Below are 17,774 nucleotides of genomic sequence, written 5' to 3'. Positions count from 1 at the left end.
TGACACCAGGGCGGTCTAGCAACAATGTCGCGATCGCGGTCTGATCGTCAGACGGACGGGCCAGCTCGCCTGCGCAATTGTACCAGATCGTTCAGGGCGCGAAGCTCGAGCATCTTCGCATCCTGACTACGGGCAGTCTCTATCGCGCGTTCAAGCGCCTCAGTGGCTGCCTTGGGGCCACTTCCCGACTGTAGAAGAAGGGCCGCTTCAATCCGGTGGAGTTCCGCGTCGAAGAAGTGCACGTTTACGGCCGTGCTGCTGACGACCGCCTCGTTGATATGGCGAAGCCCCTCGCTTGGCTGCCCTGCTTTGCCGCAGGCGTCGGCGAGAAGCCCGAGAGCATAGCCCCGAAACAGCTCCGCACCTGTTGCGGCGTACGCCTGGATTCCCTCGTTCAGCATGTTGATCCCTGCATCGGTTGAGCCTTGCTCGGCAACGGCCCAGCCCCGAAGAATGGTACCCCAGGACATCCAGTACAAAAGGTTATTCTCGGTAGCTATCGCAACGGTGCTCGTCGCGAGCTCCTCAGCAATTTCTGGCTGACGGAGGCCCTGATGGACAGCTGCCGACATACAGAGTGCATAGGTGAGGCTTAGCGGATGCGCGAGCGTTTCTGCCAAACGGATTGCTTCGCGGCTTCGCTCAACTGCACACTCGGAGTTACCCACGCACCATTCGAGCCAGGCAAGATTGGCAAGGCCAGCGACACCAGCATCGGATCCGTACGCAACGACGTTTCTGCGCGACAACGCTGGATCGTAGTCGCCGATGGCAGCCTCGAGCTGCCTTCTACTTGCCGTGAATTCGCCGAGGCAGAAGAGACACCAGCCGAGGGCGCGTCGAGCCTCGACTCGAATTGAGCGATCATTACCCCGGTCTGCCACCTCAAGGAGTTGTTCACCGATTTCTCGTGCCGCTTGAACAGGTCCTCGCACCTGGTAGTACGACTGCAAACCTCGAAGGGCAGCCGCGAGCTGTGGCGTATCTCCGATTGTCTGGCACAGCAAACGCGCCCTCGCATAGATGTGCTCAGCCTCAGAAGCGGCCCAACCTCTGATCGCGGTCAGCGCGGTGCCAAGCCCGATCAAGAGCGAGGCTTCCTGTTGCTGGCGCTGGCGAGAGGAAGAAAGGCTCATGATAGCAGCCAATGCTTTTCGGAAGTGAGCTTCTGCCTCGAGGTTTGTATAGCGGCTCAGTGCCCGTTCGCCGGCTGTTTGCCAGTAGTCTATGGCGCGCTCTGTATCTCCAGCGAGGTTGAGATGCCCAGCTATCAGCTCCGGTTGCCGCTCGGCGAAATCCGGGAACTGAACAACCAACGCCTCGGCGGCCCGCAGATGATAGCGGCGCCGTGAGCTTCGAAGCAGAGATTGGTAGGCTGCCTCCTGAATGAGTGCATGCTTGAAAGAATACGAAGCCTGCGGAGGAATACCACGCTGTAACAGAATCTGACGGTCGACCAGCTGGGATAGAGCGCTCAGCAGCTCTGTCTCAGAAGCCAACGTGACTGCCTTCAGCAACTCGAACGGAAACTCGCGGCCAAGAGTTGCCGCGATCTGCGCGGTCGCTTTGATGGAATTCAGCCGATCTAGTCGGGCCATCAGGGAGTCGCGCAGCGTTACAGGGATAGTAGCCTCGTCGAGGAGGGCGGGAGTCGCCGCGCTATCGCTGGCCTGCGCAGATTCAATAACGGTCTTCGTTAATTCCTCCACGAATAGCGGCACGCCGTCAGCCCGTTCAATCAGCTGACTGAGCAACGCCGGTGATAGCTCGGTTCCTTTGGTCAGGTTGGCAATGATCTCGTTGGTCTCACCAGAGGAGAGGCGCGAAAGCGTAAATCGCATAGCGTAAGAGGGATCGACCCAAGGTTGCACGAACTCCTGCCGAAACGTCAGGAGGAGAAATAGCTTCGCGGTTGGAACTAGCTGAAGAAGTTGCTTGATGACGTCGAGCGTGGAGGGATCGGCCCAATGGAGATCCTCAACGACAAGAATAACTGGGCGACGCTCCGTCTCTCGAAGCAACCAGGTCAGCAGGATTTCAATCGTCCTCTCCCGCCGCCTCCGAGGCAGCATATTGGTCGTGTCCAATCCGGCAGGAGTCGGAAGCGACAGCAGAGAGGCAATCAGAGGCAGCGCTTCTTCCACCCGAAAGGGCGATTGCTTTAGCGACGTTTCAAGTTTCGCGAGTCTTTCGGCCGCGCCATCCGACGAGGCAATTGAAAGATGCCGATGCAGCAAATCAATAATCGGGAGGAACGCGCTGTCGGACGAATGCGGCACGCAGTTACACGCAAGCATTGAATGCTCGTCGGCTATGCTGGCGTGAAAAGCATGTACGAGGCGTGACTTGCCAAATCCTGGGTCGCCGCAAATTGACGCCACTTGACCCTTGCCCTGCAGTACGCGCTCCCAACCTTCTCTGAGGCGTGCCAACTCGCGTGTGCGTCCAACGAGGGGAGTAAGGTCTCGGACTTCAAATGCATCCTGCCACGTGAAGGCTGATTCAGCCAACGGTACATAGACTCGAATCGGACGCGAAATGCCTTTGACGTGGCGCTCTCCCAAAGCGCGACATTCAAATCGATGCTTGACCAGAGCGTATGTGGCATCGCTGATGAGTACCGTCTGGGGCGCAGCGAGCGCTTGCAGACGAGCTGCGAGATTGGGAGTTTCGCCGACGATAGAATAAATCTCCCGTTCAGATCCACTGGGGAGATCGCCAGCAACCACCAATCCGGTATGAATGCCGATGCGAACCTGCAAGCTGGCATCAGCGCAATCGACCATTTCAGTGCTACGTTGCTGGAAACGTGAGATGATTTCAATCGCAGCGCGCACAGCCATTACCGGATCGTCGTCGCTTGCACCGGGATAGCCGAAGTAGATGAGAAGACCGTCCCCGAAGTAGGAAGCTATCCACCCGCCACAATGGCGGACCACCTCATCGCAAGTGGATCGATAGGTAGCAAAAAGGTCCCGGAGATCCTCGGGGTCGAGTTGCTCCGACAAAGCAGTTGACCCGACGATGTCGCAAAACACGACGGTGATCTGCCTGCGCTCTGCGGAGGCGAGTGCGGCGGCGTCGGACAGGGGCGAAGGTGCGCTCGTCAGGGGTGCTCCGCAGTTGCCGCAGAACCGCATACCAACCCCATTCTCGAACCGACACTGAGGACAGCGCATACGGAGCGTCTCCAGCTTATGGACCTGTGGGTGCCCGTCCCGAGAAATGGGTTTGTGGCCGGGTTCGTGCGACTCCAAAGGTTGTCGAAGCCCTCTTGGAACCACGATGTGGATCCGGCGACATCATAGCCGCGGCGGCTTATGTTAGAAACTCCGAATGGACTCTGACCGAGCCGTTTATGCCGACGTGCGAAAGCGCGCGCGCTGGTCGTCGCGTGAAATCATCAACTCGATCTTTTACGCCCTGGAATTGCGAGCACTCTAAGCCGAAACCAGGCTCGGGGCACCGATTGACGCAAAACGAGGCGCTGACTCCAGGGCTGCCCGTCAGAGCGCCAGCGGCGCCGCGTTGGATTTCCCTAACGAGAGGTGCTATTCTTGCGGAGGAGGACCTGAAGTTGCCACCTGTTCTGAACTCACCCCTAAGCATAACCTTGTCAATAACCCAGACGTGCAATTTAGAGTGCAAGCATTGTTATGCAGATTGCCAGATCAGCGAAGCGCCTGCCGAAGTTACTACTGACGAATGGCAGAGGTTTCTCGATTACTTGGTCAGCAATGATTTTATTTCCGTTTATTTCGAAGGTGGGGAACCTCTTTTTCGGCCAGATTTTCTTCAAATTTTGGCGCACTGCGCTCGCCGCATGATGACTATGTTGCGGAGCAACGGAACCCTCATCAATCGCGAGATGGCGCATCGCCTAAAGCAGATCGGCATAGGCCGTGTGCTCATCGACCTGATGGGAGCGAGAGCCGAGACGCACGATTATTTCACCGGAGTTAGCGGGAGCTTCCAGAAAGCTTGCGAAGCGGTCAGCTACCTGCTCGAGGCTGGCATCGATACTGATGTGCTCACGATCCTAAACCGGAGGAATATGCACGAACTGCAAGAGTATTTGGAACTTGCACACGAGCTCGGTGTTGCCCGCGCAGGAATTCTGCGTCTCTATCCTCTGGGGCGAGCTAAGTCCCGCTGGCGTGAGTTGGCGATGTCCCTGCAAGAGCAGATGGCTGTGCTCAACTCGCTTGCACCACCATCTGGGCTTACCGTGATGAAGTCGTGGCATCCCAATGACCGAAACTGCTGCTGGCAGGCTGCTGCGGTAGATCCATTCGGCCGGTCGATTGGGTGCGCTTATCTCCGCGAGTACGTCGATTACGGCAATATTCGCGAGGTGCCGTTCCTCACCACTTGGGAGCACGCCCTCTACCGAGAACTGCGCTCCGGTGTGGTCGAAAAGTCCTGCCCGACCTGCGATGCCGTTGAAGGAACGCGCGGAGGATGCCGCTCGGCAGCCTATGCCTATCATGGTCGTTGGGGGGCGCCTGATCCGTTCTGCTCGACATTGAATGATGGAGTCGACTTGCGTGTCTTACCGTCGCGTCTCCTTTCGAAAGGTCGAAAACCTGCGTATTCGCCCCATCGATGAGATGGGTATCTGCATCGTGTTCACCCCAGAGAACCCGAGGCTATACACCCTCAATTCGTCTGCGTGGCTTATAATGGAATTGTGCGACGGGCGGAGTTGGAGGTCGCTGGAGCGTAGCTATTTTGCTACAATCGAACCTTCGCGCTCGCGCGAAGTGGCACGGCTTGAACTGCGGCGGGGGATTGAGGATCTCATTCAGCAGGGCGTCATAGAGCCTGTAGAACCGGCTTGAAGCGCCGAAGAAACCATTCGCGACCAGGAGGACTTCCTAGTGGCACGCAAACCGACTATCGAACAGGTCAAGCGCTTGGTACGTCGGCAAGGCATTCCGGCGCCACCGGCGGTAGAGCCGGTTGTCGTTGAAGTTCGCACGCACGGGGCTATTTCATTTACACCGTGCGAGCCGGCTGTTCCCTACGCCCTGGGTTGTATTCTGATTGAATGGACATTTGGCATTCCTTACCAGGATGTGCCCGCATTCCATCAATTCCTGGCAGACAATGAAGCTTTCATTCGGCAGATGGTGGAAAAGGTTGACGGTGTGAGGTATTTGGGAACGTATTGGTCAATTGGCTACCAATATCATTACAGAACCTTTTGGTCATACGATTCAGAATCGGCGATAGAAGCTCTGAAAGACGCCATACGAATGTCGCCTAATCTTTCTGAAGCAATCACACAGCTTCGGTCTTACTGGTCGAAAGATCCATCCCGGAGCGAGTTCAAATACCAGCCAGCGTCTTTGATTACTGCCAAGAAGCTTGAAGATTACACTAAAGAGAATCCGGTGGTCGGTATGGGACTGGTCGCGCCGGTGCAGGCGCGAAAACGACCGAGAACTAAAAAATAGATCGCGGACGTTTACTAGGGGTGGACTCATCAAAGACAAGCTTTTGTAACTTGCTGATCTGCAAGGCTGAGTCGACGGGAAGATTGTTGTAGAGATCGATACCCTCTTCCTTTGATTTGCATCGAATAAGTAGATCCGGCTCGCAACAATCTGCTGACCTTCCACGTTAGCTGCGTGTTACGAAGACCGATCGAGGTATATCGAAGGCCTACGAAGTGCAGGCCTGGAATAGTCCAGGCTAAATGGTGCCAAGCCGACAACCCCGCCGGTGTCGGCGAGGTGGTGTGGGGCGGCAGATGCCGAACCGACAAATGGCAGCTACGCGCCCAAAAATCGACCGTTCACCTACGGACCTTAGCCGCGTGAAAGCCGAATCCCTTTTGAGGGCGCACTCCGGAACTACGGCAAAAGATCCGTAACAGCGAGCCCACTTCCGTCCATTGCCATAGGAAGCTGGCATGTTCGTGAATGATTTTCCAAGAACCGGCGATGCGCCTTAGCACGATGGTTTGCCGGCTCGAGGAGTCGACCTTTGTGCCATCGATCTTGATGCCAGTCATGCGCGAAAGCCCCTCGATGCAGTTCATCGGCGGCAGCATGGAAAATACCAGTACGGGCACTGTGACGGGAACGGTTACCAGCGGCACAACGGGCAATTGATGCTTAGCTATGGCTTCGTTTAGGTAATCATCGCGCTGTTGCGCTTGGCCAAAAACCGGCTAAGAGAGTTCGGCTACCTAGTGCCACGAGCGGAGATACTGCATGCCGGAAGACAGCCGAAGCCAATTGATCGAGCTCACCGCCGACATCGTGTCTGCCTACGTCGGCAACAACCCCGTGCCGGTTGCGTCTCTCCCGGAATTGATCACGAGCGTGAACTTGTCTCTTTCGAAGATCGAGGGATCGGCCAAACCCGAGACGCCGGCCCAGGCTCCCGCGGTCAATCCGAAGCGATCCGTGTTCCCGGATTACATCATCTGCCTCGAGGACGGGAAGAAGTTCAAGTCGCTGAAGCGGCACCTGTCGACCGACCACGGCCTGACACCGGACGAATACCGGGCCAAATGGGGTCTGAAGCCGGACTACCCGATGGTAGCGCCTAACTATGCCGCCCAGCGATCTGAATTGGCTAAGGCCAGTGGGCTTGGTCGGAAGCCGGCGGCCAAGCCGGTCAAGAAGGCGAGCGCGAGGCGAAAGGCCACCTAACGACAGAATTGCGGCGGGGCTTCAGCCGACGGCGTCAGTACTGTTCAGACTGCAGATCCGGATCAACCAACCTCCGCCGACCTGACGCTCAAAGACACTGAGCGAGGTGCCGTTGCCGACTGCCTCCCCTTCCGAGTAGGTGGCCAGTGTCCAGGCGAGATCTCCTGATCTGCCCGCTTCGATTACTTGAAGAGTCTTGTTAGGCCCGGCATGTTGAACCCAAGTGCCGTGCAACGCCTCGATTGCCGCTCGGCCGCGCGCTGGAGGCCCGTAAGGTGAATGCACTTCCGCATCATCCGTAAAAATGGCAGCGCAGCCGGCAGCATCCCCTGATCGGTACGCGGCGACATACAGGTCCCAAATCTCCTGTAGATCATCGAAGACCGACATCGTTTCCTCCTTGCCTATCGAACTAGTGTAGCGACAGCCCAGAATGCGACTAGGTCCTACGGACCAGTCATTCATCCCGCCAGATCACCCGCTTCTCCCATCGGATCTGGACTAGCCGCCGATATCGGATCGTGTGCGCCTGCTCTCCGGTCGGATGGAATAGCTGCGCGCTCAGCCCTCCCAGCTCTTGCACTGCTGGCAGCGCACCTTGTCCCGCACGTCGTCGATCGTGACGTTGCCGATCACTTCCCGCAACTCGTTCGGTTTGTAGTACCGGGGTGACGTTGCAGCGGGCGCAGCGAATGCCCGCCACCTGCCCGGCGTCAAGGGCGTGCGTCAGGGTCCACGGGGGCGCCTCTCGGCCACTTTTCCGGTTGCTCGGGCTTTCACTCGAATTGAGAACATATTCCCATCCGGTCGAGGGGCCGCTTGACTCTTTTGTTCTCATTTTGTTCACTGTTGCCCATGAGCGACGAAATCAGACTGCCGCGACCCGAATACGCCACTCCGGCCGGCGTCCAGCACCACGTTTGCGAGCACGACGGGTGCAGCAAGGATGCGGGTTAGGGTTTCGCCAAGCCGAAGCAGGCGCCGCATTGGTTCTGCTTTGAGCACCGGACGGAAGGCGAGAAATTCCTATAGGAGCGTGACCGTCCCGCCATCAATTCGTGCATGAACTGGAAAACGCGGCCGACCAGATAGCGGACGCTTCGCGGGCCGATTTGCAAGTGCTGCTGCGGAGGGCCGCACTGCTGCTCAGAAACGTCGGCGTGTTTTGTCTGCGTAAGCGTTCCGTTATTCCGTTAGCAGCTACTAAAAAGATCAGGGGACGATCGCGCGCGCCTATCAATGACAGGCGGAACGAATTTCCTTGCTGAGCTTTCTGGGTGCATGGCCAAGATGCCACCAATCGAACCGCCCCTGCTTCCTGAAGGTTGCCCCGACCGCTCAGTCAACTGCGAGGTTGCGCTCGATCCCGTGTTTGAAGCTTTGGTGAAGGCTTGCCTTGAGAGAGGCTGGTCGGCGCAGGAAGTCTCGGAAACGCTACTCAAACTCGCGACAGAACACGCAGAGAGGATTTTGGGGCGCGAACGAGTAACCGCTCGACTATACCGTTGGCGCATTAGCACCGTGGTGGACACGTACGTCAGCCAATTTCTCGGCCGATTTAGATGAACGGTGGGCTCGCCGCTGGATACCTTTCTGGCCGCCTCGAGGCCGGTGCGGTGCACGTTCGTGACTTGGGATCGCTATCACCGTTTTGTCGGCGCGCGCGCCGACGGCGCCAGCATGCAGCGGGCCAGCGAGAAGCGCCAGAGTGCGAGAGGCGTGTCGGCGTAGGACCCGCCCTCGCGTCGCCCTCGATAACGAGCTGGAAGTGGTACTGCCCATGAGATGATCAAGCTACGTTGCGTCCGTGAAAGTTCGGCCGCCGGACACAAGTACCTTCACATGCGCCCCCTTTGCCGGACACGTCGATAGACATATGACTGTTCTTAATTTCGTTCGTCGATATTCCCTTTAGATGGCGAGAAAGTGCCCCTTGAAATGGGCTTCGACCGGAAAGTTGCCCCTTAGAGCCCGATAGTCAGTCCGTGAGGACGGCGCATGTCAGCGGGATCAGTCCGCGCCGTAGGATCTCATCAAGGGCTTCTTTCGACGGAAGCCAACCGCGCTGTCTATTGAACAGGTCCGGAGCCGGGCAACTTCTAATCCTTCAGTGGGTCGACGGCCTCGACTTGGCGCAGGACTTCATAAGGGTCGAAGCCCACCACCTTGGCCAGTTCGAGAAACTCAACGAGGTCCAAACGGCGATCGCCATTTTCAATGTTCGCGATGAACGGTTGATAGCGATGGAGAGCTTTGGCGACAGCTGCCTGCGTCAATCCTGCCTGCTTTCGCTTCTCGGTCAGCAGCTCAGCAAGTCGCCGATGGCGGTCCGAATGCAGGGTTTTGGCCATCCGCTCGTCGAGCAAATTTCGCTTCGACGTTGCGGTAATCCGAATTTCATTTTATCCAAAAACCGGATATTCTGTCGACGCAAGTTGAAGCAATGGGCGTGTAAGCTCGGGCAAGGCGCTAGTCTGACTGCTCTCGCCGCTCGCGCCCTGGTTTCATTAACGCGGGGCAGTTCGTGCACAGCGGATCTAATTTGTTCGCCATGGGACCAAACTGATGACCGGGCGGGCGCGCGGTCGCCTCATCGAGGCCAGTGTCATCATCGGCGCCATTCTGGCGATCTGGGCCGATACGAAGTTCTCGCCGTACCAGCGCTGCATCCGCGGCCACATGCGTCACCGCGCGTTCCTCGCTGAAGTGGCTGGGTCGCCATTCGGAGCGCGCTACCACGCCGAGCACATCTGTGAGGTTCTCGTCGATTAGTGAGGAGGCTGATGAAAACTCTGGTCCTATCTCTTGTCGCCGCACTCCTGGCTGCCACCACCTCGGGTCGAGCATTTGCGGGGTGTGCCAATTATGTCGATGGCTCACTTGATGGGCCGGCACCCCACGCCACCATCTGCTTCGGGGGCAGTTGTGAAAAAACAACCGTCGAGTTTGATTGCGCCAATATTCACGGGTTTCAGAAGGGTTATGCAAACGGGTGGAGAGTGTACGTTGACGCGGATCGCAAGCCCGCTGTCGTCACCGTTTTCCGTCCCGTGCGCGTCCCAGAATCAGACTTGGGCAAAGTTACCTGTGAGGGAGACTGCTTCACGCTTCCTAGGTGATATGTGCTCGCTCGAGAGTGGCCCTGCACCGGACAGCCGCGACAGTTAATTCAATGCCCCGTATGACACCGCATCAAAGGATTGTACTCGCTGGAAAGCTCGAAAGCCGCGCTGAAACGGCTGAAGGACTGAGTTCGGAGAAAAGAACAGCGCTTCGCCGCGCGGCTCACAACCTCCTGGCAGTGAACGCAATGGAAGCGGCCAAGCATCGCCAGATTTTCAAAGAAGCTTCCAAAGTAAGCTGGCCGGAGGTGCGCAGCGAACTCGGCTATCGACATATGGTGCAGCTCGCGGACGTTTTCGAAGGGTGGGCATTAGACAGCCGGATGACGCCTGAATGGACAGCCAAGCTTGCGGGATGGGCAGGGTCAATGCGCACGTTGGCCGAGGAGGTCGGACCGGATTGGGACCCACCAAAGCCGGAGCGGAGCCTCTCGCTGGTCGGGTTCATCGGTCGCAACCTGATGGACGAGTAAGGGGTTCAATATTTTGCACCTTCGGCCTACTTGTAGATGGCAGAGGGCTCGTGTCTGCTTTGCGCCTCATACCTGCCGTTAAAGCCAAGTTTGCTTGGCCTACAAGCGGACATCGGATGATCCGCCATAAGGTGTTGTCGCGGATTTGAAGTAGGGTTTCGCCTCGCTTCGCCTCGGAAGGTGAGAGAAAGCGCACGATCATTCGTCGGACTGACGATCCAGATGAGAGTCAATTTTCCGCTCTCCCCTTGTCATTCGGAAAACTAAGTAGATTTTGAGCCAACGCTCTGGATGGAGCGGCAATCGAGGGTGAACCCTCCGCTCAAAGGATCGATCTCATGCGAAAACTGATTTCCGCCGCCCTGGTTGCGCTCGCAGCGACGGCCAGTCCTGGAATGGCTCATGCCGACGAGAAGAAGGTCGTCATCGCTTACCAAACCGGGGCTAATCCCTATAATCTTGGCATCGCCAACGGCGACCTTGCCAAGAAAACCGGCTGGAACATCGAATTCCGCCGCTTCAATTCAGGCGCCGACATTTTCGCAGCTATCGCTTCCGGCGACGTCCAGATCGGCGATGTCGGATCGAGCCCGTTCTCGGCTGCCGTCAGCAAGGGCCTCGATGTGAAGGCGTTCTACATCTCGTCCGTCTCTCGCGACGGCGAGGCGCTGGTGGTGCGCCCAGAAATCAAGTCGCCGGCGGATTTGCGCGGCAAGAAGCTCGCCGCCGCACCGGTGTCGACCGACCATTACCAGCTTCTGGCCGTGCTCAAGCAGGAAGGCATCTCCGAAAGGGAAACCCAGGTCATAGCCATCCCGCAGCCCGAGATCGTCGCGGCCTGGAAGCGCGGCGACATCGACGGCGGCTTCGTTTGGGATCCAGCACTGTCCGAACTCAAGAAGAACGGCAAGGTCCTGCTCACGGCCGGCCAAGTTGCTGATCGCGGCGCGCCCACCTTTAGCGCGCTGGTCGTCACCGGCGCATTCGCCAAGGCCAATCCGGAGTTCCTCGGCCAGTATGTCAGGCTGATCGACGGCTACAACCAGGCCTATCTGAGCAACCCGGCCGCCTGGGGGCCAGACTCCGAGAGCGCCAAGCTGATCGCGAAATTGCAGGGCGGCACAGCGGCCGAGAATTCGGAGCAGTTGAAGACGACGGTCGTCCCGCCGCTCGACGAACAGGTCTCAGACAAATGGCTGGGCGGCGGCGAGAAGAGCGCGGTGGCGAAAATCCTCAAGGACACCGCGGGCTTCCTGAAGGACCAGCACAAGATCACCTCGATCAAGGACAGCTACGCGGCCTTCGCCGATCCGCAATATGCGGCAGTGGCCAAGGCCTCGAACTAGCAATCCCTGAAGGAAACGCCGATCTGGCTGGCACGCCAGCCAGATCGCCTGGAGGCCACCATGCTTCGAATCCGCGATGCCAGCGTCACCTTTCCGGCTTCCGATGGCCAGGACGTGCATGCGCTCGATCACGTCTCCCTCGATATCGCTCCCGCTTCCATCGTTGTCGCGGTCGGCGCTTCCGGCTGCGGCAAGTCGACATTGCTGAACGCGATCGCCGGCTTCCTGCCGCTCACCGAAGGCTCGATCACGCTGGACGGACAGGAAATCGCGACGCCGGGCGGCGATCGCGGCGTCGTGTTCCAGAAAGACACCCTGCTGCCGTGGGCCAATGTGCTGGACAACGTCGCGCTCGGCCTGAAGTACCGGGGCGTGTCGCGCATCGAACGCCATGAGCGCTCGAGGCACCTTCTTGAACTGGTCGGGCTCGCCGATTTCGCCGAAAAGCCACCCTACGAACTGTCGGGCGGGATGCGCCAGCGCGTCGGCATCGCCCGGGCGCTGGCCACTGATCCGAAAATCCTTTTGATGGACGAGCCATTCGGCGCCCTCGACAGTCTGACGCGCGAGACCATGCAGCAGCTTCTGGCCTCCGTCTGGGTCAAGACCAACAAGCAGATCCTGTTCATCACCCATTCGATCGAGGAAGCCCTCACACTCGGCACGACCATCGTCGTGATGTCGCCCCGGCCGGGCCGTATCGTCGCCCGCTTCGACGCCGATTTCGTGCGCGATTTCGCCGAGAGCGGCGATATCGGGCCGATCCAGTCCCACCCGCGCTTCATCGAGCTGCGGCAGGAAATCCGCTCGCTCATCCACCAGCCGGAAGGCGCCCGCAGAGGAGCCTTGCAATGACGCTCGCCGCCAATTCCCAAACCCCGTTTCCTCCCGCCACGGCTCAGCGGAGGCCGTCCCCCCGGCCGCGCAGCTCAGCATCGGCAAGGACGTTCGGCATCAGCCTGGTGACGTTGGCGGCGCTGATCGCATTGTGGGTACTCGCCGCGCAATTCGGCTGGGCATCGCCGCTGTTCCTGCCGTCGCCGGCCGACGTGCTGACCCAGTTCAACGCCGTCGCGGCCGATGGCTATGCCAATGGCACGCTGCTCGACCACACGCTGGCAAGCCTCGGCCGCATTGCCGCGGCCCTCGGCGTCGGCATTATCGTCGGCATTCCGCTTGGCCTGCTCATGGGGCTCAATCGTTGGGTCAAGGGCATCTTCAGCGTGCCGATCGATCTCTACTGGGGCTTGCCGCCGCTGGCCTACCTGCCGCTGCTGATCATATGGCTCGGTATCGGCGAAACCTCCAAGATCGTTCTCCTGTCGCTGTCGACCTTCGCCCCGATCTGCTTTGCGGCACAGGCGGGCGTGCGATCGGTGCCCGTCGAACGTATCAACGCCGCGCTGTCCCTCGGCGCCAACCGGCTGCAACTCTTCACCAGCATCATCCTGCCGTCCGCTTTGCCGGAGATCTTGACCGGCCTGAAGATCGCTATCGGCGCCGGACTGTCGACGCTGGTCGCGGCCGAGCTGATCGCAGCCCAGTCGGGGCTCGGCTACATGATCATGTCGGCGGCCAATTTCCTCGCGACCGACGTCGTGTTCGTCGGCCTCATCGTCATCGCCGTGCTCGCCTTCGCCTTCACCAGCGGCATGCGTTGGCTGGAACATCGCCTGATCCCCTGGAAAGGCAAGCTCTGAGGCTTGCTCCCGTAGATTCCGCAATCATTGAAGGAGACAATCCGATGTCCGGCAACAGCACCCGCCCGCTCGATATCTACTGGTACCTGCCGACCCATGGCGACGGCCCCTATCTCGGCACCGACGAGCGGCACCGGCCGGCAACCTTCGGCTATCTCAAGGAAATTGCGCAAGCCACCGATCGGCTTGGCTTCAAGGGCGTGCTCCTGCCAACCGGAACACGGTGTGAGGACGCCTGGATCGTGGCCGCCGGGCTGATCCCTCTGACCGAACGGCTGAAATTCCTGGTGGCGCTGAGGCCGGGGAGCGGGACGCCGGCACTGTTCGCGCGCCATGCGGCCACGCTGGACCGCATTTCCGGCGGCCGGGTGCTGCTCAACGTCGTTACCGGCGCTGATCCGGCCGACCTTGCCGGCGACGGCAACAAGCTCGGTCATGACGAGCGCTATGCCCAGACTGATGAATTCCTCACGATCTGGCGCCGTATCCTTTCCGGTGAGCCGGCGGATTTCGAGGGAAAGTATCTATCTGCTCACGGCACCGACATTTCTTTCCCGCCGGTCCAGCAACCCTATCCGCCACTGTGGTTCGGCGGGTCTTCGGAGGCGGGCATCGAGGTCGCTGCCAAACACACGGACGTGTATCTGAGTTGGGGTGAACCCGTCGAGCAAGTGAAGGAGAAGTTCGACAGGGTCAGGGCACGAGCGGCGGCTCAAGGTCGCAAGATCCGCTTCGGATTGCGCATAAACCTGATCGTGCGTGAAACGGAGGAGGAGGCTTGGGCGGCGGCGGATCGACTGATCAGCCGCGTCACCGACGACGTGATCGCTGAAGCCCAGCATCAATTCACCAAGGTTTCGGAGTCGGTCGGGCAAAAGCGCATCTCCGCTCTGCACCAGGGACGCCGCGATAAGCTGGTCATAGCCCCCAATCTATGGGCTGGGCTGGGTCTCGTCCGAGGAGGTGCCGGTACCGCGCTTGTCGGAAGTGCGGAAAGCGTTGCCACCCGTATCCGTGAATATCAAGAGATAGGGGTGGAGACGGTTATTGCCTCGGCCTATCCGCATCTGGAGGAAGCTTTCAATGTTGCCGAGCTGCTGTTTCCACGGCTCGGACTGCAGGGTGAGTTGCCCCTCAAGGAGCGCGGCTGGGATCTGGAGTTTGGGCGCGGCCGGGGCGCCGGAGTAGCGGCGTCTTAGGCAGGTCGATTTCTTGCCTACAGGAGAGAAGTGGTCCACGCAGCATCGCTGGTGCCGTGCCAGGCCCGCTTACGTCTGAGTTTGACCATCGGAGTTCGGCTTATGTCAAATCCATCAATCGTCGGTTTTTCGGGGAACTTCAGCCGACCCTCGAAGACCCGCGCTTTCGTCGACCTCGTCGTTCGGAACATCGCCAGCCGCCACCACCTTTCCCATCGAACCTATGATATCGAGGATGTCGGTCCGTCGCTAGGGGCCGCCAAATGGCAGCGCGACCTCGACGCGCAAGCCCAAACCGTAGTTGCAGATGTTGTCGCCGCGGACGTGCTCGTCGTCGGCTCTCCGACATACAAGGGTAGCTATACCGGGCTGTTCAAGCATTTTTTCGACTTGCTTGATCCAACGGCCTTGAGAGGTAAGCCCGTGCTTCTCACAGCCACCGGGGGCGGCGAGCGCCATGCCCTTGTAGTTGAGCATCAACTCAGGCCGCTATTTGGCTTCTTCGAGGCTTTCGCGCTGCCCACAGCCGTGTACGCGACCGACAAAGACTTCACCGATGGTGTGCTTCGGTCCGAACTGATCCTGAAGCGAGCGGCGCAGGCGGTTGATGAAATCGCGGTTCTGCTAGCCACCAGATCCGGTCTCAGAATAGCCGCCGAATAAATCCATGCCGCGGTGCTTCAGCGGGAAGTGTAGCGTCTCGCCTTCCGGGTCGCGGCAAGGGGGCGTAAAGGCAGTTCTTTGCCGATCAGCCGAAAAGCCGACTGTCTGCTGGCGGCCCCTGGGCAGCCGTTTTCGGCGATCGTCGTCTTTCAGTCGGGGCGCGATCAGCGCCTGCTTTGCCGATCCGCCATGCTTGAGCAGATAGGGTGCCAGACGTGCGTTCATCTGCTCGACGAGCTTGGCGTAGTAAGTTCTGCCCACAAGCCCGAGTGGCTCAAGCCGGGCTTGGTGGGTCGGGTCAAGTTCCTCAAGGGCGAGGAGAAGCTTCGCCATGCGCCGTTGAAGGACTTTCGCGAGGCTGATTAGACAAGGCGGCCGGACCTCTGCGGCGACCGATGCGACCTCAAGTCTGAAGATTAGCAATCTCTGATGTGGTATTCAGGCTATGAGGGGATTTGGATGACGCAGTCGCGGTATTTCGCATTGGCGTGGCTCGCACTCCTCGGCAATGCCGCCCACGAATGGTATAGCGCCTGATGACGTTCTATCGGTCGCTGACCCCGCACATGAGTTTCGAGGCCTATCACAGATTTCGGCGGACGTGCTTTTTCGCCCCGGCGGGGACAGGTTCAATCGAGCGAAGACAGAAGAACATTCACATCGCATCGGGTGGCGCGAAGAAGCAGTTTTCGTCTTCCTCCGTGGGGTGTAGGCAGATGTGGAAGTTGCCATCCCCCGAGGGGATGACGACATCGTACGGCACGAAGTAGCGGTCCTGATGAGTGACTTTCTGATGGTCGCCCGGTCGTAGGATAACCACAAAGCCATCTGGCCTGGGCGTCACAGTTGAACTGGGAATTTTCCCGCAGTCGCCAGTGAGCGGGTCGCCGTGGCAGCAAGCTGGTGGATAGCCCCAATTCCGATCCGGGCCGTGGGCCAACGCCGCACTTCCCTGAACTGCCGCAGCCGTCGCGATCACGCCTGCAAAGCAGTTCACCTGTCTTCTGCCGACCGCATGCATCGACGTGGCCGCCCTCAACGGCATCTGATGTCGTCAAGGCCATTATACACCATTAGTCGCCGCTAATATATGCTGGAAGCGAGCGCCTATCGGATGTATCTTCCTCCTTATCGGCGGAGGGATGCCGAAATGCGGGGTTTGTTCGCAAGCTTCCTACTCTTGCTATGTGCCGTCACAACAGCGCATGGCGGTGCGCTCCACAACGCGGCCAAGAGCGGAGACCTTAAGGCAATTGCGGCCGCACTCGATGCAGGCGCTGACATCGAGGAGCAGGAGAAGGGAGCAACACCGCTGTTCTTGGCGGTGCGAAGCGGCCACATCGAGGCGGCGGAACTGCTGATCAAGCGCGGGGCCGAGGTGAACAAGGAGGCGGCGCTCGGCCGGCCGATCACCGTTGCCGTTCTGAAGAAAGCCGCCGACATGATCCGGCTGCTGCTGGCGCATGGTGCCGATGCCAACGGCAGGACGCGGGGTGAACCGATGCTGATCCTCGCGGTCGCGAGTGGCTGCCTCGATTGCGTCAAGGCGCTGGTCGAGGCTGGCGCCGACGTCAACGCCATCTGGGTCCAGGGCGATCCCAATCAACGGCCGGGCATCATCACGGCCTACCATCTGGCAAAGCACGACGATCATGAGGACATCGCCGCCTACCTTTTGGAGCATGGCGTCGTCATCCTGAAGCCGGAGCCGATTTCCGCCCGGCTTGCGAAAGGCGATCCCATCAAAGGCGGGGCCTTTTTTGAAAGCACCTGCGCACCCTGCCATGTCGTGCGGCCAAAGGAACTTCCTACCATCGGGCCGAACCTATGGAACGTCGTCGGGCGGGACAAGGCATCGACGAAGTTCGAGCGTTACTCCAAGACCCTGCTGGGCTGGGAGGGAAACTGGACCTACGAGGACTTGAACATCTTCCTGGCCGGTCCCACGCTGACGACGCCCGGCGTCAACATGGATATTCGCGGGGTGCCTGAAGAGGCCGACCGGTTGAACGTGATCGCCTATCTCAGAACGCTCGCCGACACACCGGTGCCACTGCCGTAGGGGGTGTGCGTTTAGCACGGCCATGTGTAGGTTGATCCTCACCCTTGCCTTCGTGCTCACCTGTGCCCTGTGTCCGCAGCAGAGCATTGGTCTGCTGAGGACGGCGACACGCTGTGGCACAACAAAAAACGAATTCAATTGCTCGGTTTTGATGCCCCCGAACTTTCGCAGGTGTGTTTTGATGCCGCTGACAAGATCTGGCCCTGCGGCAAGTATGCGCGTGACCACATCCAACATCTTATTGCCTCAGGCGATGTATCCTGCATCATCGAAGGTAAGGAAGATTATAACGACGACGTCGGGGTCTGCTTCGTGGGAGGCATCGATCTCGGACGGGACCTGGTGAAACACGGATTGGCGATGGCCGACACTCGATACCTTGCCGAGGAGCAAGAAGCTCGCATTGCCAAACGCAACTTGTGGGCAGGGACCGTTAGCAAGCGGCGATAGCAGCTACGGGCGTCCATCCCCGATCATACCTTTGTCTGGTTATGGCTCTTAATTATGCTGGCGCATGTCACCCGGACCACGCGCAGCGTGTCGA

At 59.2% G+C, this 17,774-nt stretch carries 17 protein-coding genes and 2 pseudogenes; 15 read left to right on the top strand and 4 right to left on the bottom strand.

The genetic code is table 11. The features are described 5' to 3' along the window. Positions 1-47 precede the first annotated feature (47 nt). Positions 48-3,140 (bottom strand): adenylate/guanylate cyclase domain-containing protein, encoded by a 3,093-nt coding sequence (locus P9228_RS07655; RefSeq protein WP_278052939.1) that lies wholly within the window; start codon positions 3,138-3,140, stop codon positions 48-50. 329 nt (positions 3,141-3,469) lie between these two features. On the opposite strand from P9228_RS07655, the gene P9228_RS07650 reads away from it, so the two are divergent. The 4 genes from P9228_RS07650 to P9228_RS07635 all read left to right on the top strand — a co-directional run bounded on the left by P9228_RS07650 (position 3,470) and on the right by P9228_RS07635 (position 6,665). Further along, complete coding sequence (locus tag P9228_RS07650) at positions 3,470-4,609, top strand: radical SAM protein (protein WP_278052938.1); 1,140 nt, start codon at positions 3,470-3,472, stop codon at positions 4,607-4,609. Between the two features lie 271 nt (positions 4,610-4,880). After that, a complete protein-coding gene (locus tag P9228_RS07645) occupies positions 4,881-5,459 on the top strand; it encodes a hypothetical protein (protein ID WP_278052937.1) in 579 nt (192 codons plus the stop codon). A 468-nt stretch (positions 5,460-5,927) separates the two neighbouring features. After that, positions 5,928-6,119, top strand: coding sequence for a hypothetical protein (locus tag P9228_RS07640; RefSeq protein WP_278052936.1), 192 nt, complete (start codon positions 5,928-5,930; stop codon positions 6,117-6,119). A gap of 102 nt (positions 6,120-6,221) precedes the next feature. After that, positions 6,222-6,665 carry a MucR family transcriptional regulator gene (locus tag P9228_RS07635; RefSeq protein WP_278052935.1) on the top strand — a complete coding sequence of 148 codons (444 nt, stop codon included), beginning with the start codon at positions 6,222-6,224 and terminating at the stop codon, positions 6,663-6,665. 21 nt (positions 6,666-6,686) lie between these two features. On the opposite strand, the gene P9228_RS07630 is transcribed toward P9228_RS07635, so the two are convergent. Further along, a complete protein-coding gene (locus P9228_RS07630; protein WP_278052934.1) occupies positions 6,687-7,055 on the bottom strand; it encodes a nuclear transport factor 2 family protein in 369 nt (122 codons plus the stop codon). Positions 7,056-8,246: 1,191 nt separating this feature from the next. Between P9228_RS07630 and P9228_RS30975 the strand changes: the two are divergent. Beyond that, positions 8,247-8,339: pseudogene (locus tag P9228_RS30975) on the top strand (thermonuclease family protein); the annotation flags it as partial. Between the two features lie 425 nt (positions 8,340-8,764). Here the strand turns inward: P9228_RS30975 and P9228_RS07625 are convergent. After that, complete coding sequence (locus P9228_RS07625; protein WP_278052933.1) at positions 8,765-9,016, bottom strand: helix-turn-helix transcriptional regulator; 252 nt, start codon at positions 9,014-9,016, stop codon at positions 8,765-8,767. A 214-nt stretch (positions 9,017-9,230) separates the two neighbouring features. Here P9228_RS07625 and P9228_RS07620 point away from each other — a divergent pair, with 214 nt between their 5' ends. From P9228_RS07620 to P9228_RS07585, 8 genes and pseudogenes are all read left to right on the top strand, one after another. After that, positions 9,231-9,437: a hypothetical protein gene (locus P9228_RS07620; protein WP_278052932.1), complete on the top strand. Its 207-nt coding sequence runs from the start codon at positions 9,231-9,233 to the stop codon at positions 9,435-9,437. Positions 9,438-9,846: 409 nt separating this feature from the next. Continuing rightward, entirely contained in the window at positions 9,847-10,260 is a 414-nt protein-coding gene (locus tag P9228_RS07615) for a hypothetical protein (protein WP_278052931.1), read from the top strand. A 338-nt stretch (positions 10,261-10,598) separates the two neighbouring features. Next, positions 10,599-11,606 (top strand): taurine ABC transporter substrate-binding protein, encoded by a 1,008-nt coding sequence (gene tauA, locus P9228_RS07610; RefSeq protein ID WP_278052930.1) that lies wholly within the window; start codon positions 10,599-10,601, stop codon positions 11,604-11,606. Positions 11,607-11,666: 60 nt separating this feature from the next. Next, positions 11,667-12,461: an ABC transporter ATP-binding protein gene (locus P9228_RS07605; RefSeq protein ID WP_278052929.1), complete on the top strand. Its 795-nt coding sequence runs from the start codon at positions 11,667-11,669 to the stop codon at positions 12,459-12,461. Next, positions 12,458-13,306, top strand: a complete 849-nt coding sequence (locus P9228_RS07600) for an ABC transporter permease subunit (RefSeq protein WP_278052928.1) — start codon at positions 12,458-12,460, stop codon at positions 13,304-13,306. The genes P9228_RS07605 and P9228_RS07600 overlap by 4 nt, the downstream gene beginning before the upstream one ends. Positions 13,307-13,350: 44 nt before the next feature. After that, positions 13,351-14,505 (top strand): FMNH2-dependent alkanesulfonate monooxygenase, encoded by a 1,155-nt coding sequence (gene ssuD, locus P9228_RS07595; protein ID WP_278052927.1) that lies wholly within the window; start codon positions 13,351-13,353, stop codon positions 14,503-14,505. Between the two features lie 102 nt (positions 14,506-14,607). Continuing rightward, positions 14,608-15,168, top strand: coding sequence for an FMN reductase (gene msuE, locus P9228_RS07590; RefSeq protein ID WP_278052926.1), 561 nt, complete (start codon positions 14,608-14,610; stop codon positions 15,166-15,168). A gap of 261 nt (positions 15,169-15,429) precedes the next feature. Continuing rightward, a pseudogene (locus P9228_RS07585) lies at positions 15,430-15,534 on the top strand (ATP-dependent DNA ligase); the annotation flags it as partial. Positions 15,535-15,823: 289 nt separating this feature from the next. On the opposite strand, the gene P9228_RS07580 reads toward P9228_RS07585, so the two are convergent. After that, positions 15,824-16,189: a hypothetical protein gene (locus tag P9228_RS07580; RefSeq protein ID WP_278052925.1), complete on the bottom strand. Its 366-nt coding sequence runs from the start codon at positions 16,187-16,189 to the stop codon at positions 15,824-15,826. A gap of 129 nt (positions 16,190-16,318) precedes the next feature. On the opposite strand from P9228_RS07580, the gene P9228_RS07575 reads away from it, so the two are divergent. Together P9228_RS07575 and P9228_RS07570 are read left to right on the top strand one after the other, a co-directional pair. Next, the gene (locus tag P9228_RS07575; RefSeq protein WP_278052924.1) at positions 16,319-17,230 is read left to right on the top strand and encodes an ankyrin repeat domain-containing protein; all 912 of its coding nucleotides are present in this window, start codon (positions 16,319-16,321) and stop codon (positions 17,228-17,230) included. Between the two features lie 69 nt (positions 17,231-17,299). Then, positions 17,300-17,680 carry a thermonuclease family protein gene (locus P9228_RS07570; RefSeq protein ID WP_278052923.1) on the top strand — a complete coding sequence of 127 codons (381 nt, stop codon included), beginning with the start codon at positions 17,300-17,302 and terminating at the stop codon, positions 17,678-17,680. Positions 17,681-17,774 lie beyond the last annotated feature (94 nt).

It is taken from the genome of Mesorhizobium sp. WSM4898 (genome assembly GCF_029625845.1).
Taxonomy (GTDB): domain Bacteria; phylum Pseudomonadota; class Alphaproteobacteria; order Rhizobiales; family Rhizobiaceae; genus Mesorhizobium.
The sequence above is the reverse complement of the archived record's forward strand: the minus strand, read 5'-3'. Positions and strand labels throughout refer to the sequence as shown.

What these genes read in the sequence shown, in the direction of transcription:
- P9228_RS07655 (WP_278052939.1), bottom strand. Translation starts at nt 3,140, where the DNA reads ATGCGGTTCTGCGGCAACTGCGGAGCACCCCTGACGAGCGCACCTTCG.
- P9228_RS07605 (WP_278052929.1), top strand. Translation starts at nt 11,667, where the DNA reads ATGCTTCGAATCCGCGATGCCAGCGTCACCTTTCCGGCTTCCGATGGC.
- tauA (WP_278052930.1), top strand. Translation starts at nt 10,599, where the DNA reads ATGCGAAAACTGATTTCCGCCGCCCTGGTTGCGCTCGCAGCGACGGCC.
- P9228_RS07575 (WP_278052924.1), top strand. Translation starts at nt 16,319, where the DNA reads ATGCGGGGTTTGTTCGCAAGCTTCCTACTCTTGCTATGTGCCGTCACA.
- ssuD (WP_278052927.1), top strand. Translation starts at nt 13,351, where the DNA reads ATGTCCGGCAACAGCACCCGCCCGCTCGATATCTACTGGTACCTGCCG.
- P9228_RS07615 (WP_278052931.1), top strand. Translation starts at nt 9,847, where the DNA reads ATGACACCGCATCAAAGGATTGTACTCGCTGGAAAGCTCGAAAGCCGC.
- P9228_RS07635 (WP_278052935.1), top strand. Translation starts at nt 6,222, where the DNA reads ATGCCGGAAGACAGCCGAAGCCAATTGATCGAGCTCACCGCCGACATC.
- P9228_RS07600 (WP_278052928.1), top strand. Translation starts at nt 12,458, where the DNA reads ATGACGCTCGCCGCCAATTCCCAAACCCCGTTTCCTCCCGCCACGGCT.
- P9228_RS07625 (WP_278052933.1), bottom strand. Translation starts at nt 9,016, where the DNA reads ATGGCCAAAACCCTGCATTCGGACCGCCATCGGCGACTTGCTGAGCTG.
- msuE (WP_278052926.1), top strand. Translation starts at nt 14,608, where the DNA reads ATGTCAAATCCATCAATCGTCGGTTTTTCGGGGAACTTCAGCCGACCC.
- P9228_RS07620 (WP_278052932.1), top strand. Translation starts at nt 9,231, where the DNA reads ATGACCGGGCGGGCGCGCGGTCGCCTCATCGAGGCCAGTGTCATCATC.
- P9228_RS07640 (WP_278052936.1), top strand. Translation starts at nt 5,928, where the DNA reads ATGATTTTCCAAGAACCGGCGATGCGCCTTAGCACGATGGTTTGCCGG.
- P9228_RS07630 (WP_278052934.1), bottom strand. Translation starts at nt 7,055, where the DNA reads ATGTCGGTCTTCGATGATCTACAGGAGATTTGGGACCTGTATGTCGCC.
- P9228_RS07580 (WP_278052925.1), bottom strand. Translation starts at nt 16,189, where the DNA reads ATGCATGCGGTCGGCAGAAGACAGGTGAACTGCTTTGCAGGCGTGATC.